Origin of the sequence: Paraburkholderia sejongensis (assembly GCF_020880815.1) — a bacterium.
In the GTDB taxonomy this organism is placed as follows: Bacteria; Pseudomonadota; Gammaproteobacteria; order Burkholderiales; family Burkholderiaceae; genus Paraburkholderia; species Paraburkholderia sejongensis.
The window spans coordinates 94120-110398 of record NZ_JAJITD010000004.1 but is presented as its reverse complement, the minus strand read 5'-3'; the positions used below and the strand labels follow the sequence as shown (position 1 = coordinate 110398).

Here is a 16279-nt window from a genome sequence, read left to right as displayed (position 1 = left end):
CCGCTACGTCTACGGCTTTACACCGTCGACGAACCGGTTAGTGAAAGTGCGCGACAGATCGATATGTCTGCCTTTCACATCGGGATTGAAACCCGCCAGTACTTTGAGCACGGTCGGCGGCCCATCGGCGGGCATCCGGCCGTCCGCCGTGTACATCGGCAGCGATGCGCGCAGCGCACTCAGATACAGCTCGCGGTCATTGCCGACATCCTCCGCCGGCATTTGCGCGGCGATCTCCGCGGCGCTATGCGTATGCATATAGCGCAAGGTTCTGACGAACGCGCGCGCGAGTTTCGACGCTTCCCGAGGATGCGCGTCGAGCCACGTGGTCTGCACATAGAGGCTCGACGCCGGATAGGTGCCCCCTAACGCGGCGCGCGTGCCGTCGACATTACGCATGTCGACCAGTACTTTCGCATCGCCCGCTTTCAGCAATTGCGTGACGGTCGGCTCGGTGGTCATGCCCGCATCGATACGTCCCTGCCGCAGCGCCGCGATAAAACTGCTGTCCGCGCCGACCGGCAGCAGCGTGTATTCGGTCGACGGCACGCCGGCGCGCTGCGCGAGATATTTGGTCAGAAAACTCGTCGACGAGCCGAGTCCGGTCACGCCGAGGGTTTTACCGCGCACGTCGGCCATGCTGCGGATCGTGTCGACCCGCTTCGCCGCGACCAGTTGCACTTCGCCGGGAACCTGACTGAACACGACGATGGTTCGGACTTCTACACCGCGCGCCTGCAAATCGATCGTGTGATCGTAAAAGCCCACTACGCCCTGCACCGCGCCCGCCAGCATTTCATTCTCGCCGTCGATCCCGGTGGGTTGCGATTGCAGTTCGACGTCGAGCCCTTCGTCCCTGAAATAACCGAGCCGCTCGGCGAGCCGCGCCGGCAGATAAATGAGCTTGTTGATTCCGCCGACCATGATCGCGAGCTGCTCCGGCTCGGCGGCTCGCGCGGGCATCGCAACGGTCGCCGCAAACGCACAGAACGCGAGCGTCGCGGCAAGCGCGGCACGAACCGGGCGCGGCAAACGCGTCGGGAACATCAACATTGCGGGTGTCTCCGTTAATTGAGCAGGCGCGCCAAGCGCCGCACGGCTCGCCTGCGCGTGATTCTGAAGAGGCCAAGCCTTCCCAATGCTTTCACGCGCGCTAATTTCGTGTGAACCACGGGTTTATCCCGAGTCGCATCGACTTACTTGTCCGGCGCACGCGGAAACCTCACGCTGATATCGACGCCCCTGCCGCCGTCGCCGGCTTTCAACGTGATCTCGCTGTGATGCGCGTCGGCAATTTCACGCACGATCGCGAGCCCGAGCCCGGTCCCTTCGGTATCCGTCGACGCGCGGAAAAACGGTTCGAACACACGGCTGCGCGATTCGGCGGGAATACCGGGACCGTTGTCGATCACGCTGACCGTCACGGTGTTCGCGTCGGCGCTCACCGCAACCGTCACGTGGCCGCCCCTGCCGGTATAGCGAATCGCGTTCTCCGCCAGATTCGCGATCAGCGCCTGCAACAAACCGCGATGTCCGTGCACGGGTGCCACGCCGTGCAGTTCCGCGCCGAGATCGATCTCCCGCGCCTGCGCGAGCAGCGCGAGATCCTCGACGACTTCTAGCGTGAGCGGCACCAGATCGACGCTCTCCATCGCCAGTTGCGAGTTGTCGGCAGCCTCGGCCTGCGCGAGCAACAGCAGCTTGTTGGTGAGTCCCACCATCGAACGATTGCTGCGATGCATGGCGGCCAATGCTTCGTCGAGCGCGGGAGGAATCCCGTCCTGTTGCCGCGCGAATTGCAATTGCGTGCCGAGCAGCGTGAGCGGCGTGCGCAACTGATGCGCGGCATCGGCGATAAAGCGCCGTTGCGCGGCCACCTGCAGGCCGAGCCGCGCGATGCACTGATTGATCGCATCGACGATCGGCCGCAGCTCCGAATGCAGACGCTCGACGCGAATCGGTTCGAGCTGCATCGGATCGCGATCCTCGACCTCGTCCTTCACTTTCATCAGCGGCCGCAATTCGAACGTCAGTCCGATGCACACCAGCGCGACCGCGAGCGCGATCATTTCGAGCTGACGCACCAGCTGCGGCCGCCATAGCTGTTGGGTCATCGCATCGCGCGAGCGCACGGTCTTGCCGACCGTCACCCGCACCCGGCGCGTCACGCCGTTGTCGTACATCAGCCGCACGATATCGACCGCGCGCACCTGCTGCTCGTGGAGGTCGGTGTAATAGGCGTCCGGCACGTCGGGCGATAGCCACGGACGCGGCTGAAAATCGGGGGTGCCTGCGAGCAGGCGGCCGTCGTCGACGCGCACGCTATAGAACACCTGGTCGCGATACGGCGACGCGAAAATCTCGAGCGCGGCGGGCGGAATATCGACTCGCAAATAGCCGTCACGCCATTCCACTTCACCGGCGATCATCCGCGCGGACGCTATCAGTTGGTTGTCCTGCACGAGATTGGCGGTGTGCCGCGCATTGTCGTACTCGGTCTTGCCGGTCACGAACACATAGAGCGCGAGCGGCACCAGCAACCACCACAGCAAGCGGACGCGCAGACTATTGGCCATCGTTACTGGTCGTCTTCTTTCTTGCGCAGCAGATAGCCGAGCCCGCGCAACGTGACGATCGCCGCCGAGCTGCCGTCAAGTTTCTTGCGCAAGCGAGAGATATAGATTTCGACCGCGTCCTCGCTCGGCTCGTCGGCCAGCGTAAAGATCGCATCGACCAGCGCCGGCTTCGTCACCGTCTTGCCGAGCCGCAGAATCAAAGCTTCGAGTACCGAGCGCTCGCGCGGCGTCACGTTCAGCGGCGCGCCCTTCAGCGTGAATTGCCGCGTATCGATATCGAACGACAGGTCACCGCACACCACTTCGCTCGCCTTCGACGGCGACTGCCGGCGAATCGCCACCTTGATGCGCGCAATCAATTCGCGCACCTCGAACGGCTTCACGAGGTAATCGTCCGCGCCGGCGCCGAGCAGTTCGACTTTCTCGTCGATCGAACCGCTCGCGGTCAGGATCAGCACCGGCGTTGCGTCGCCGCGCTGGCGCAAGCGGCGCAGCACGTTCTTGCCGGAGAGCTTCGGCAGATTCAGGTCGAGCAGGATCACGTCGTAGTGATTGGTGCGCAGCAGGCGGTCGGCTTCGTCGCCGTCCTGCACGGCGTCGAGGGCGAACGCCTCCTGCTCCAGCATCTTCGCGAGCCAGTGCGCAAGCGTGGGATTGTCTTCGATCAGCAGCAGCTTCATGGCGGCAACGGCAAAAGTCAGGTCGACGATTGTGCCTTAAAACAAGGGGTTTGCGCGCAGGCGCTGTGGTTTCCCGCCCACGGCGACGCCGCTCGGCAGCGCCGCCGCCGGCTTGCCGGGAAGTCTCGCGGCGGTGCCGGGTTAACACCGACATTTTGCGCCGGTCGCAGAAAGCTGCCAGAAGGTTTCGCATTTCTATAATCGCCAGCACCTACCCAAAAAGCGCCGCACATCAAGCCCGCGGCGACCAAACTCAGGAGACTGCTTCATGCGTACCTTGCGCCAGATTGCCGTTGTGTCGGGTGTTGCGTTCGCGCTGGCCGCCGCGTCGGCCGCCGCCCATGCGGAAAAAATCACGATCATGGTCGGCGGCGCCACCAAGATCATCTACCTGCCGGCAAAACTGACCGAGCAGCTCGGCTACTTCAAGGACGAAGGCCTCGACGTCGAAATCCTGTCGCAACCGGCCGGCGTCGATGCGGAGAACGAACTGCTGGCGGGCGCGGTGCAAGGCGTGGTCGGCTTCTACGATCACACGATCGATCTGCAGAGCAAGGGCAAGGAAGTACAGGCGCTGGTGGTGTTCGGCCAGGTGCCGGGCGAAGTCGAAATGGTCTCGACCAAGGCCGCCGATACGCTCAAGAGCATGGCCGACGTGAAGGGTAAAACCCTCGGCGTGACCGGCCTCGGTTCGTCGACCAGCTTCCTCACGCAGTACCTCGCGCAGCGCGCGGGCGTGCCGTCGACCCAATACACGATGCTGCCGGTCGGCGCGGACAACAGCTTTATCGCGGCGGTCAAACAGAGCCGCATCGACGCGGGCATGACCACCGAGCCGACCGTCTCGCAACTGCTGAAGACCGGCGACGCGAAGGTACTGGTCGACATGCGCAACGTGGAAGGCACGCGCGCCGCGCTCGGCGGCACCTATCCGGCGTCGAGCTTCTACGTGCAGCGTGCGTGGGCCGAATCGCACAAGGACGACGCGGCCAAACTCTCGCACGCGTTCGTGAAGACGCTGAACTTCATCGCGACGCACAGCGCCGACGAGATCGCCGCGAAGATGCCCAAGGACTACTACGGCAACAACAAGGACCTATACGTCGGCGCGCTGAAGGCCTCGCTGCCGATGTTCACGAAGGACGGCAAGATGCCCGCCGACGGCCCGGAGACGGTGTTGAAGGTACTGTCGGCGTTCAATCCGTCGGTCAAGGGCAAGCACATCGATCTGGCCAAGACCTATACGAACGACTACGTGTCGGCGCCGGTCAAGACCGCGTCGAAGTGAGACCCTTTCGAGATTCCGAGTACCCATAGAACTGCGAGGCACCCGCCGATGAATCAACCTCTGTCACGCGAGACGCCAGCGATCGAATTGCGCAACGTATCGTGCCGTTTCATTTCCCCGGACGGCAAGGCGACGATCGCTTTGCGCGACTTCACGATGTCGGTCGCGCGCGGCGAGTTCGTCGCGGTGGTCGGCCCGACCGGCTGCGGCAAGTCCACCACGCTCAGCATGATCACCGGTCTGCTGAAACCGACCACCGGCGAGGTGCGCGTAATGGGCGCACCGGTCGACGGAATCGATCCGCGCATCGGTTTCGTGTTTCAGGCCGACGCGGTGTTTCCGTGGCGCTCGGTGCTCGATAACGTCGCGGCCGGTCCGCTGTATCGCGGCCGCTCGAAAGCGGCCGCGTACGAAGAAGCGAACGAATGGCTGCGCCGCGTCGGCCTCGAAAAGTTCGGCAAGCATTATCCGCATCAGCTCTCCGGCGGTATGCGCAAGCGCGTCGCGCTCGCGCAGACCTTCATCAACAAACCGGAAATCCTGCTGATGGACGAGCCGTTTTCGGCGCTCGACATGCAGACCCGCACGCTGATGCAGGACGAACTGCTGCAACTGTGGGGCGGGGCCGGCTCGGTGGTGTTCGTCACGCACGATCTGGAAGAAGCAATCGCACTGGCGGACCGCGTGTTCGTGCTGACCGCGCGTCCGGCAACGCTGAAGAAGGTCTACGAGATCGATCTGCCGCGTCCGCGCGTCACCTCGGAGATTCGCTACGACCCGCGCTTCATCGAAATCTCGCGCGATATCTGGCATGACCTGCGCGAAGAAGTGCAGATCGGTTAATCAAGGAACGGCAAACATGTCCACCCCATCTCAACAGATGATGCCCACCGGCATCGACGCCGCGTCGCTCGCTCACGTCGAACGCATCGCGCAACAGAAGATTCGCCAACGTCAGGCGCTGGTGATTTCGCTGCGCATTCTGGTTCTCGTCGTCGTGCTCGGCGGCTGGGAACTGTCCGCGCGGCTCAAATGGATCGACCCGTTCTTCTTCTCGATGCCGACCGCGATCTTCGATCAGATCGTCGACTGGTTCGTGAACGGCACCTCGCAAGGCCCGCTTTTGACCCAGGTGTGGGTCACGCTGGAAGAAACCGGGCTCGGCTTTATCATCGGTTCGGTCGCCGGCATTTTTTGCGGCATCGTGCTCGGCCGCAACAAGCTGCTGTCGGATGTGTTCAGCGTCTATATCAAGGTCGCCAATTCGATTCCGCGCGTCGTGCTGGGCTCCGTGTTCGTGATCGCGCTAGGTCTCGGGATGTCGTCGAAAGTCGCGCTGGCGGTCGTGATGGTGTTCTTCGTCGTGTTCGCGAATGCGTTCCAGGGTGTGCGCGAAGCGGACCGCTACATGATCGCGAATGCGCAGATTCTCGGCGCGTCGCGCCGCCAGGTAACGACCTCGGTCGTGATTCCGTCGGCGCTCAGCTGGATTCTCGCCAGCCTGCACGTGAGCTTCGGCTTCGCGCTGGTCGGCGCGGTGGTCGGCGAATTCCTCGGCTCGAAGCAGGGTATCGGTCTGCTGATTTCGACCGCGCAGGGCGCCTTCAATGCGGCCGGCGTGTTCGCGGCGATGATCGTTCTGGCCGTCGTCGCACTGGCCGCCGACTATCTGCTGACCGCGGTCGAAAACCGCTTGCTGAAATGGCGGCCGAGTTCGGTTTAACTACGGCTGGTTGCAGAGTGTTTTTCGCTTCGTCCGGCTAGCGTCGGGCCAGGCAACGCTCGTTCGCTTCGCTTCCCTCCTCTTCTCTTCATGATTGCCGCCCGGTTCACGCGAACCGGGCGGCTTTTTTTGCGCTGTCGCCTGACCCGTCTTTTCCCGCCGGCTTTTCAAGCCACCGCCATCCGGACTGTTTCCCCTCGCCAAACGCTTGTCGTCGATCCGTCGGACCCGGCGCAACACTTCTTTCTTTCCCACCGCTTCGACGCGCGCCGAAAGCGCGCTGCCGCCTCGTTTTGTCCGCGATGGCACGCTTGGTGCGTTACCCCGCGCAAGTCGGACGATTGCCGACAACGGTTACGGATCTAAACGAGGTGGGCCATGTCGAGTGCACAGAGTCAACGCCGGCCGATGGCCGCGCGCAGCGGCGGGTCAGGTCGCGGCAGCGCGCCGTTCATTCGCAGCAGCGCCGCGCGGCGCGCCCCGCGTCATGATTCGAGCGGCTTCGTGGTAACCGGCTGGCGTACCGCTGTATCGATCGGTCGGGGTCCGAAACAATTGTGGCCGTACCTGTTGCCTTGGCTGGTCGTGCTGGCGACGATCGGCCTCGCCTACCTGATCGTGCGCGACGTGCAGACGCGTCAGTTGCTGGTGCCGCCGGTCGAAACGCCGCAATCGCTGAGCGAGCGCGGCTATACGTCGAGCTTTGTGGCCGAGCGGATCATGGCGGCGATGCGCGAGATCGGACAGGATGCGGAATCGATTCCGCACGACACGATGGCCGACAGCGACGCGCGGCCGGACATCCAGATCCCGGGGCAGGACATTTCGTATGGCTCGACGGTGCGTTTCATCAAAGGCGTGATTGGTCGCGACGACGTGGCCGTGCGCGTCGGCATCACCCGGTCCGACGACGGTGCGAACGCGTACGTCGCTCACCTGCAGATCGAACATGGTCCGTTCAGCGGTCAGCACGGCACCGTGACGTTCGAAGGGCGCGACCTCGACACGTTCGTCCGCAAGATCGCGGTCGAGGCAATGCGGCTCGCCGAACCGAACATCCTCGCAAGTCACCTGTTCACCCAGGTGCAAAAAAGCAGATGCTCGTACGCACAATGCGACTATCGCGAGATTTTCAGCATCTATGACGACGTGCTGAAGCTGCCGGCTTCCGAACAGGGCGAATGGGCGACCGCCGGCAAAGCATGGCTGCTGACCAGTCAAAGACTATCGGAACAGGCGGAGCGGGAGACTCGCGAGGCGCTGAACACGTACGCGGATTCGGCGGTATTGCGCGCGAGCCTCGGCGTTGCGCTCGAACAGCAGCAACGCATCGACGACGCGATCGACGCGTTGCGGGCCGGCGCGCAAGCCAAAAAACACAGCGCCGAAAACCTGCGTCTGCTCGGCGACGTATTGCTGCACGCGCATCGCTACCCGGAAGCGCTCGATGCGTTTCAACAGGCGTACGACCTGAAGCCCGACTCCGTCGAAACGCTGCACGACTGGGGCGAAGCGCTGATCGCCGTCGGCCGCTACAACCAGGCGATCGAAAAACTGAAGCTTGCGGTCAATCGGCGTCCCGACCTCGCGCCGTCGTACGCCGAATGGGGCCGCGCGCTCGACCGGCAAGGCGATCTGCGCGGCGCCGCGCACAAATACGCGATGGCCCTGCATCTGGACCCCCACACGTTGTCGGCGCGTGAAACCGAGCTGGCGCGCTTCGCCGCTACGGTTCAGGAGCCGGACGACACCCCGACAAAAGAGCCCGGCGCGCGCGTCCGGCCCGTTTCGAATCCGCCGGCCGCGTATCCGTTGCGCGCATCGCTCGATGCAATACGCGAGACCGGAGGAAGTGCGATGCACCCGGCCTGAGCCGAATGCAATCGCGGTTTGAGTGGTACCCAGCCGAAGAGGAGACAGTTCGATGGACAGTTTCGAAGACGCATTCAAAGCCCTGATCGGAAATGAAGGCGGTTACAGCTTCAATCCGGCCGATCCCGGCGGCGAAACGATGTGGGGCGTGACCGCGCGCGTCGCGCGCAGCGAGGGCTATACCGGTGCGATGAAGGACCTGCCGCTCGACACCGCCCATCAGATCGCCAAACGCAGGTACTGGGATCCGCTGCATCTCGACGAACTCGATCCGCGGGTGGCCTTCCAGATTTTCGATGCGAACTACAACGGCGGCCTCGTCGTGCTGTGGATGCAGAAAGCGTCCGGCGCGAAGGAGGACGGCAAGTTCGGCCCCGACACGCTCGACGCGGTCAAAGGCGCGGACCCGATGAAGTTCGTGATGCGCTTCGCCGCGTATCGCCTGCGCTATCTGCGCAACCTGCATTCATGGCCAAGTTTCAGCCGCGGCTGGACCGAACGGATGGCCCACAATCTTCTTCTGGGAGCAGCATGATGGACTGGAATAAAGTCGCCGACAACATCGGCAGCACCGCCCCGCTTCTCGCCGGCCTCGTCGGCGGGCCGGTCGGCCTCGGCGTCACGGCCGCCGCCGCGATCATCTCGCATACGCTTGGCACATCGAACGATCCGGGTCAGGTGGATACCGCATTGAACGATCCGGCCGCGCGCGAAAAGCTGCGTCAGGCGGAAAGCGCGAACTCGTTGCAACTGCAGCAGTTGATGGTCACCGCCGCGCAAACCAGCCTCGCGCACGACGCCGACATGGCGCGCATCGCCGCCGGCGATCGCGAGAACGCGCGCGCGATGGGTATCGCCAATCGCGACTGGGTGCCGAAAGTACTCGCGATGGCGGTGACCGCCGGCTTCTTCGGCATTTTGCTGCTGATGGCGTTGCAGCCGCTGCCGGGGGACAACAAGGATCTCGTCAACGTGGTGGTTGGCGCGTTGGGGACCGCGTGGATCAGCATCATCGGCTATTACTTCGGCACCTCGGTCGGCTCGATGCGCAAGACCGAACTGCTGGCGAAGCCGAGCGTGCCGATCACCCCGGCGAGCGCGGTGACGCTGCGCGAACCGGCGTCGCAGTCGGGCACGCGCGCGGCCGCCGCGGCGCCCGCTTCCGCCGATACCTTTCCCGCGTTCGCGCCGGGTGGGCAGGGTCCGATCTTCTCCGGCGGCAGCTGAGTCGATTCTTCGTCAGGCGAACCAGGCACGCGACGGAAACCTCGCCGTCGCGTGCGATGTCGCCGTGTAGCCGCGCTCTTTCGCGGCAGCGCGTTTTGCGCTAACCTGGCAACGCCGTAGCCAACCGTGTACAGCCGCGACGGCACCGCGCAGTCCATCCAGTCCCCGTTGGAGCGACCCAGATGAGTGACGCCGAACCGCACGCCCACGCCGATCCGATCGAACACGTGGTGCTGCTGCTGATGGAAAACCACTCGTTCGACCAGATGCTCGGCTGCCTCGATGCGGTGCATCCGGAACTGGACGGCGTGCGCAACGCGGCCGGCAAATCCAATAGCGACGGCAAAGGCCACACGTATTACCTGCGCGAGACGCGCGAGCGGCAAATGAAGCACGATCCGAATCACGAGCACGAGGCGGTGATGAAACAGATCGCCGATAACAATAGCGGCTTCGTGCGCTCGTTCGTCAACGACTTTCCTAAAAGCAGCGTCGCCGCCCGGCAGGACGTGATGGGCTACTACCCATACGGCTTTCTGCCGGCGCTGCATACGCTCGGCGCGCAATTCACCGTATGCGACCGCTGGTTCGCATCGTTGCCGGGGCCGACGTGGCCGAACCGTTTTTTCGCGCTGACCGGGACTTCGCAAGGCCAGACCGGAATGCCGTCCGGACTCGACGGCCTCAATCCGCACTGGTACACCGAGCAGGATCAGGACACGATCTTCGACCGGCTGAATGCGGCGCAAAAAACCTGGAAAGTCTATTTCTACGACTTCCCCGCGTCGCTGCTGTTGAAAAACCAGCGCCGCGCGGAAAATCTCGCGAACTACCATCGGTTCGATTCGTTCTTTCAGGACGCGGCCGGTCCCGCCGACGCGTTTCCGCACTTCACGCTGATCGAGCCGAAGTACTTCGGCGAGGCACAGAACGACGATCATCCGCCGCACAACATCATGAAGGCGGAAAAGCTGATCGCGGACACCTACAACGCACTGCGCTCGAACCAGGCCCTGTGGGAACGCACGTTGTTAGTGATCCTCTACGACGAGCACGGCGGCTTCTATGATCACGTGTCGCCGCCGGCCGACGCGATCGCGCCCGACGACCACACCGGGCGCTTCGATTTCAAACGCCTCGGCGTGCGCGTGCCCGCGCTTCTGGTGTCGCCGTGGTGCGAACCCGGCGTGTGTCACGACACCTTCGATCATTGCAGCCTGCTGAAGTATCTGAGCGACAAGTGGCAACTCGCACCGGCACTCGGGCGGCGCACCGCGCAAGCGGCGAGTATCGGCGGCGCGATTCGCAATAGCGGCGCGGCGCGAACCGATACGCCGGCCTTTATCCGCGTAACGAATCAATCGCTGATTGCCGAACATGCGGAGCTGGAGCGCAAATCGTCGAACGGCAATCAGCACGGCCTCCACACGTTCGCCGATTATCTGCACGCCGAACTTGATCGGCTCGCCGCCGACGCGGTCGGCGCGTCCGCGCAGCTCGCGCGCACCGCGAATGCGTGGGTACGCTTCAAGAGCGGATTGGGGTCACTGATGATGGGGTTCGGCCAGTGGCTCAGCAAGGACTTCTACGCAGCGAAGGACCAGCGCGAAGCGCGCACGAGCGACGCGGTCATCCGCCTCAAACAGGTGGTTAAATCGAAGCCCGACTGAGCGCCCGCTCACCGCGCGGCCCCGTCGGCAGGAAGACCTCGCGTTAACCCGGATAAGTTCCGGCACTTTATCTCAAAATTAGCAACAAACATTACCTGAATCGCGTCTTACTCCGTCCAGTTAGCAAATCTACAATGCAATCACTGACTACGAACAAGCAAGTTCGTAGCAACACAAACCCAAAACTGGAGGTAAGTATCATGAAATCGCTCATTCAAGCCGTTGTTATCGCTGCCGCTATCGCCGCTCCGGTCGCTTCGTTCGCACAAGCCAACCAGCCGATGACCCGCGCGCAAGTGCGCGCCGAACTGGTTCAACTGGAAAAGGCCGGCTATCAGCCGGGCCACGCCGACCCGCACTACCCGGCTGACATCCAGGCTGCGCAAGCCCGTGTCGATGCACAAAACGGCGTCGGCCAGGCTGCAAACAGCGGCTTCGGCGGCGTGACCGCCGGTTCGTCGCAAGCGAGCCACGCAGCGCCGACCACCGGTCCGAAGTCGATCTACTTCGGTCAGTAATCGGTCAATAAGCCGTACTAGCGCGTCCGCGCGACGCGCCCCCCGCTTCAAATGAAACTGGCCCGCGGCCGGGAATCCCCGAACGCGGGCCAGTTCGTATCTGGTTACCTCCGTCATCGGACTCCCGATGACTTCGCCCGGACCTTCATGGTCTGGGCGCTTTTTCGCGGCGCCACCCGCGCGCCGCGACGAAACCTCAAGAAGCTCGACTGTCAGTCGCGCGCGATCAGATTACCGACCTGACCGCGTCCGGTCACCAGACAGTTCGACAGGAAACTTTCGCTCTGCGCGCTCGCGCCCGCGTCTCCAAAGCCCTTCTTTAGCGCGCCGGATTTAACGAGCGCCGCGCCCTGGTGACACGTGATCGTGCCGACCTCGCCGGCCTGTGCCCGCATCAACGCCCGATCCGCCATCAGATACCCCAGCAAAAGCACCAACGCAATATTGAACGCTTGTCGCATAGGTCGCCTCCTTTGGGAAAAGACTAACGCGAAGCGTGATTAGAGGGGCTTAGGGGTTTCCCGATTACTCGCTATTCAATGATCCAGATCAAATCAGGTAGTACTCCGCGCCATTCCTAATGCATTGAAGCGATTCGGTTTTATTCGCAACTCGAAGTCACGCGGCAAGCGCGAGTGCGCGTTTACGCCTACAAGCGCGCTTCGACCTGTTCGATTCTTTTCCCGATCGCACTGCGAACCAGCGCATTGGACGGCACCTGCAACAGCGAGCCCGCGATAATCCGGTACACGCTATTGCGGCTCACCTTCGATACGCGCGCCGGGTCGAGCCACGCGTCGTTGTCCGCGAGCAGCACCAGCGTGTCGAGGCCGATCAGAATCGGCCACAGGCATGCGAGCCGCAAACGCACCGCGCTCGCCGGAATCGCCAGCGTGTAGTCGAGCGCCGCGCGGAAATGTTCAAGGGTAATGCGCAGCAGTTCGACCAGCAGCGGCCGCGCGCGTGTCGAGTTGGCCGGTTGCAGCAAATCCTGGGCGCTCAGACCGTGGCGATCGAGCATGCTTTGCGGCAGATAGCAGCGGCCGATCCGCAGATCCTTGCCGCAATCGCGCAGCACGTTGGTCAGCTGAAGCGCCTTGCCGAAACGCACGCCGCGCTCCGTCATCGTGGCGGGCGCCTCTTTCAGCGTGCCCGGCATGTGCGCGTAAGTCATCGTGGTCCAGAATTCGCCGACGCAGCCCGCGACCAGATACGTGTATCGATCCAGCTCGGCGTATTCGCGCAGCGCCGCGATATGCCCGGAACGCTCGTCGGGGAACGTGCGCAGATCGAATTCCATCCCCTCGGTCAGCGTCGTGACGATGCCGCGCACCGCGTGGCGATCGGATTCGTCCAGTTGCGCGAGCACATCGAGCGCGGGTTCCAGCGATTCGAGCAGCACTTTCTCATCGGACTGCTCCTGCTGACCCGCGACCTCGGCAGCGATCCGCTGGAACAGCGCGCTGTCGACGGCCACGCCATTGACGCGGTCGCGCAATGCGAGCAGGTACGCGAGCCGCTGGCTCGGCGCGATCAGCGAGGTGTCGGCGATCGTATCGGCCGCGCGCGCGAGCAGATACGCGAGGCCGATCGGGTCGCGCATGCCGGCCGGCAGCACGCGCAGCGTCAGATAAAAGGAGCGTGAAACGCCTTTCAGGAGCGGGCCGAGAAGGAAGGCCCGGGTCGGATTCGGCATGGATTGGATCGGTTGGCAAGGAGACGGTCGCGCGCCGCTGGGACTTCGGCGCTGCCGAATTGTATACGGCACGGCGCCGATCCCGCGCCGCCGTTAGCCGAACTGCTCGAACACCGTGCTGTTAGCGCGGCGTCGACCAGAACTTAGCCCGCGCCGAGGCCCAGCACACCGATCGCATTCTGTTTGAGGATCAGCGGATGCACTTCCTCGCGGAAGCCCACCTCCTTGAAATCCGCGAGCCAACGATCCGGCTGGATCAACGGAAAGTCGGAGCCGAACAGCATCTTTCGCTTGAGCAGCGTATTCGCGTGGCGAACCAGTTCGGGCGAGAAGTACTTCGGCGACCAGCCCGACAGATCGATATACACGTTCGGCTTATGCAGCGCGATCGACAAAGCCTGCTCCTGCCACGGCCACGACGGATGCGCGATGATGATATTCATGTCGGGGAAATCGGCGGCCACGTCGTCCAGATGGATCGGCTCCGAGTACTTCAGCCGCAGCCCGCCGCCAGCGCGCATCCCCGAGCCCATCCCCGAATGGCCGCTATGAAACACCGCCGTCAAGCGGTGCTCGGCGATCAGTTCGTAGAGCGGATAGGCGAGGCGGTCGTTCGCGAAAAACGCCTGCATCGTCGGGTGAAACTTGAAGCCGCGCACGCCGTACTCCTCGATCAGCTTGCGCGCCTCGCGCACTCCCATCTTGCCTTTATGGGGGTCGATGCTGGCGAACGCGATCATGATGTCGCTGTTTTTCTGCGCAAATTCGGCGATCTCTTCGTTCGGAATCCGCCGGCGGCCGAGGTTCGCTTCGCAATCGACGGTGAACATCACGAAGCCGATCTTGCGTTGCCGGTAGTGCTCGATCGTCTCCGGAATGGTCGGGCGGCGGCCGAGCTTCAGTACGGTGCCGAAGTACTTGTCGGCAGCCTCATCGAATTCCTTGCCGAACAGATCCGGCGGCTGGCAGCACGAGACTTCCGCGTGGACGTGCGTGTCGATCGCGACGAGTTGGTCGAGGTTCATGGGTCGGTTCCTGTCACCCGGATATCAAGCGATACCGCACGCTTTCACAACGATCACGTCCGCGTCCTGCCCCGGCGCGTCGTACATCGCGTCGACCAGTTCGGCCCGGTGCTTCAGCACGGCGCGCTGGTTGATCGAGCCCTTGTCGGTCACTTCGCCGAGATCGAGCGAAGGCGGCACATCCATCAGCCGCAGCCGCGCGATCGTGGTCGCGCTGCCGGTCGCGTTGCGGTTCAGCCGCTCGAGCAGCGCCGCGAAATGCGCGCGTACCGCCGGCGCCTGCATCACCTCGCGCGCGCTCGCCGAGCCGCCGAGGCCCGCCAGGCGCCGGCAATCGTCGAGCCGCGGAAACACCAGCAGCCCGATATCGTCGCGATTCATGCCGGTCACGACCACGTCCTGCACGTACGGCGCGCCCTCCGAAATCACCCGTGCGCGCATCGGCCCGACGCTGACGAAAGTGCCCGAACTGAGCTTGAAGTCCTCGGCAATGCGGCCATCGAACAGCAGCCCCAATTCCGGCTGCTCGACATCGACGAAACGCACCGCGTCGCCGCTGCGGAAGAACCCTTCCTCGTCGAACGAATCCTGGCATTCCTCCGCGCTCGCGCGCCAGTAGCCGGCCATCACGTGCGGGCCGCGATAGCGTGCCTCGAGCTTGTCGCCGACCGGCGCGAGCTTGACCTCGCAGCCGTGCGCGGGCAGGCCGATATAGCCGGCGCGCATCACCGGGCCGGTCGTGAACAGACACGACGGCGACGTCTCGGTCATGCCGAGCCCCGCCATGATGCGGATGCGCTCGCCGCAATACGTTTCGGTCACGCGTTCGAGCCGGTCCCACGCCGCTTGCGACAACCCCGCGCCGGAGAAGAAATACAGCTTCACGCGCGAGAAAAACGTCTCGCGCAGCGCCGCGTCGCGCTCCAGCGCAATCGCCAGTTCTTCCCAGCCCTTCGGTACGTTGAAATAGATCGTCGGCGCGATTTCGCGCAGATTGCGCAGCGTTTCGTCGAACTTGCCGGGGACCGGTTTGCCGTCGTCGATATACAGCGTGCCGCCGTTGTACAGCGCGATGCCGATGTTGTGACTGCCGCCGAACGTGTGATTCCATGGCAGCCAGTCGACCAGCACCGGCGGCTCCTGCGCGAACTCGGGGAAGGTTTCGAGCAGCATCTGCTGATTGCTGCACAGCATCCGGTGGGTGGTCGGCACCGCCTTCGGCAGTTTGGTCGAGCCCGACGTGAAGAGGAATTTCGCAATCGAATCCGGGCTGATCGCCGCGTGCACCGCGTCGACCTTATCCGGCGTGGTGTTCAGCAGCTCGCCGAACGCGGTCACCGGGCGCGCGCTGCCCGGCTCGCGCGGCGCCACCTTGCTGACGATTTCGACGTCGGCCGGCACCACCGCTTCGATCGCTTTGGAGAACGTATCGTAGTCGCTGACGAACACGAGGCCCGGCGTCAGCAGCTCGATCGTATGGCGCAGCTTGCCGAAATCGCCGGAAGCGAGCGCATAGGCCGGCGAAATCGAGGCGAACGGCACGCCCGCCCACATCGCGCCGAGCATCAGTTGCAGATGGTCGAGATCGTTGCCCGACAGAATCGCGATGGGCCGCTCGGTCGACAGCTTGCGCGCGAGCAGCGCTTCGCCGATCGCGCGCGCGCCTTGCAACGCAGCCGCGTAGCTCAGGCCGACCCACTGTCCATCGCTGCCGCGGCGCGCCGCGAGCCAGCGTTCGGGATGCGCGCGCGCGCCGCTTTCGAGCCGCTCGGTCATCCGTTGCGGATGCTCGCCGAGCGTTTCGGCCGCCTGCAGATACCACGTATCGTTTTCGCGCCGCAGACGCAACGACGACGTGCCGATGCGCGCGTCGCGGTAATGCGTCGGCCGGCCGGCGGCGTTCGACGCGTTGTTTACTTGTGTCGGCTCGGAATGCAAAGCCTGTCTCCTGTGTCCGTTCCACGCGCGCCGTTTAACGGCGCCGCGCAGGCGCTCCGCGTCGTC

General features: G+C 63.8%; 15 protein-coding genes. 8 read left to right on the top strand and 7 right to left on the bottom strand.

Going from position 1 to position 16279, the window contains the following annotated elements:
• Positions 1–9 precede the first annotated feature (9 nt).
• The 3 genes from LJ656_RS09220 to LJ656_RS09210 form a co-directional block, all read right to left on the bottom strand.
• On the bottom strand, positions 10–1047 hold the full coding sequence (locus LJ656_RS09220) for an ABC transporter substrate-binding protein (protein ID WP_425605919.1): 1038 nt from the start codon (positions 1045–1047) through the stop codon (positions 10–12).
• A 149-nt stretch (positions 1048–1196) separates the two neighbouring features.
• Positions 1197–2576 (bottom strand): sensor histidine kinase, encoded by a 1380-nt coding sequence (locus LJ656_RS09215; RefSeq protein WP_230508976.1) that lies wholly within the window; start codon positions 2574–2576, stop codon positions 1197–1199.
• Positions 2577–2578: 2 nt separating this feature from the next.
• Entirely contained in the window at positions 2579–3256 is a 678-nt protein-coding gene (locus LJ656_RS09210; protein ID WP_187634421.1) for a response regulator, read from the bottom strand.
• Between the two features lie 268 nt (positions 3257–3524).
• On the opposite strand from LJ656_RS09210, the gene LJ656_RS09205 reads away from it, so the two are divergent.
• The 8 genes from LJ656_RS09205 (at position 3525) to LJ656_RS09170 (ending at position 11554) form a co-directional block, all read left to right on the top strand.
• On the top strand, positions 3525–4544 hold the full coding sequence (locus LJ656_RS09205; protein ID WP_230508975.1) for an ABC transporter substrate-binding protein: 1020 nt from the start codon (positions 3525–3527) through the stop codon (positions 4542–4544).
• A gap of 48 nt (positions 4545–4592) precedes the next feature.
• A complete protein-coding gene (locus LJ656_RS09200) occupies positions 4593–5387 on the top strand; it encodes an ABC transporter ATP-binding protein (RefSeq protein WP_230508974.1) in 795 nt (264 codons plus the stop codon).
• 16 nt (positions 5388–5403) lie between these two features.
• The gene (locus LJ656_RS09195; RefSeq protein WP_230508973.1) at positions 5404–6267 is read left to right on the top strand and encodes an ABC transporter permease; all 864 of its coding nucleotides are present in this window, start codon (positions 5404–5406) and stop codon (positions 6265–6267) included.
• A gap of 378 nt (positions 6268–6645) precedes the next feature.
• A complete protein-coding gene (locus tag LJ656_RS09190; RefSeq protein WP_230508972.1) occupies positions 6646–8139 on the top strand; it encodes a tetratricopeptide repeat protein in 1494 nt (497 codons plus the stop codon).
• Between the two features lie 52 nt (positions 8140–8191).
• Complete coding sequence (locus LJ656_RS09185) at positions 8192–8674, top strand: glycoside hydrolase family 108 protein (RefSeq protein ID WP_075304592.1); 483 nt, start codon at positions 8192–8194, stop codon at positions 8672–8674.
• Complete coding sequence (locus LJ656_RS09180) at positions 8674–9366, top strand: hypothetical protein (protein ID WP_230509408.1); 693 nt, start codon at positions 8674–8676, stop codon at positions 9364–9366. The genes LJ656_RS09185 and LJ656_RS09180 overlap by 1 nt, the downstream gene beginning before the upstream one ends.
• A gap of 182 nt (positions 9367–9548) precedes the next feature.
• On the top strand, positions 9549–11036 hold the full coding sequence (locus tag LJ656_RS09175) for an alkaline phosphatase family protein (protein WP_230508971.1): 1488 nt from the start codon (positions 9549–9551) through the stop codon (positions 11034–11036).
• Between the two features lie 200 nt (positions 11037–11236).
• The gene (locus LJ656_RS09170; protein WP_230508970.1) at positions 11237–11554 is read left to right on the top strand and encodes a DUF4148 domain-containing protein; all 318 of its coding nucleotides are present in this window, start codon (positions 11237–11239) and stop codon (positions 11552–11554) included.
• 212 nt (positions 11555–11766) lie between these two features.
• Here the strand turns inward: LJ656_RS09170 and LJ656_RS09165 are convergent, their stop codons facing one another.
• The 4 genes from LJ656_RS09165 to LJ656_RS09150 all read right to left on the bottom strand — a co-directional run bounded on the left by LJ656_RS09165 (position 11767) and on the right by LJ656_RS09150 (position 16213).
• Positions 11767–12015 (bottom strand): hypothetical protein, encoded by a 249-nt coding sequence (locus LJ656_RS09165; RefSeq protein WP_230508969.1) that lies wholly within the window; start codon positions 12013–12015, stop codon positions 11767–11769.
• A gap of 188 nt (positions 12016–12203) precedes the next feature.
• Positions 12204–13250 (bottom strand): phytoene/squalene synthase family protein, encoded by a 1047-nt coding sequence (locus LJ656_RS09160; RefSeq protein ID WP_230508968.1) that lies wholly within the window; start codon positions 13248–13250, stop codon positions 12204–12206.
• A 143-nt stretch (positions 13251–13393) separates the two neighbouring features.
• The gene (locus tag LJ656_RS09155; RefSeq protein ID WP_230508967.1) at positions 13394–14275 is read right to left on the bottom strand and encodes an amidohydrolase family protein; all 882 of its coding nucleotides are present in this window, start codon (positions 14273–14275) and stop codon (positions 13394–13396) included.
• A gap of 24 nt (positions 14276–14299) precedes the next feature.
• A complete protein-coding gene (locus LJ656_RS09150) occupies positions 14300–16213 on the bottom strand; it encodes a feruloyl-CoA synthase (protein WP_230508966.1) in 1914 nt (637 codons plus the stop codon).
• Positions 16214–16279: the final 66 nt, after the last annotated feature.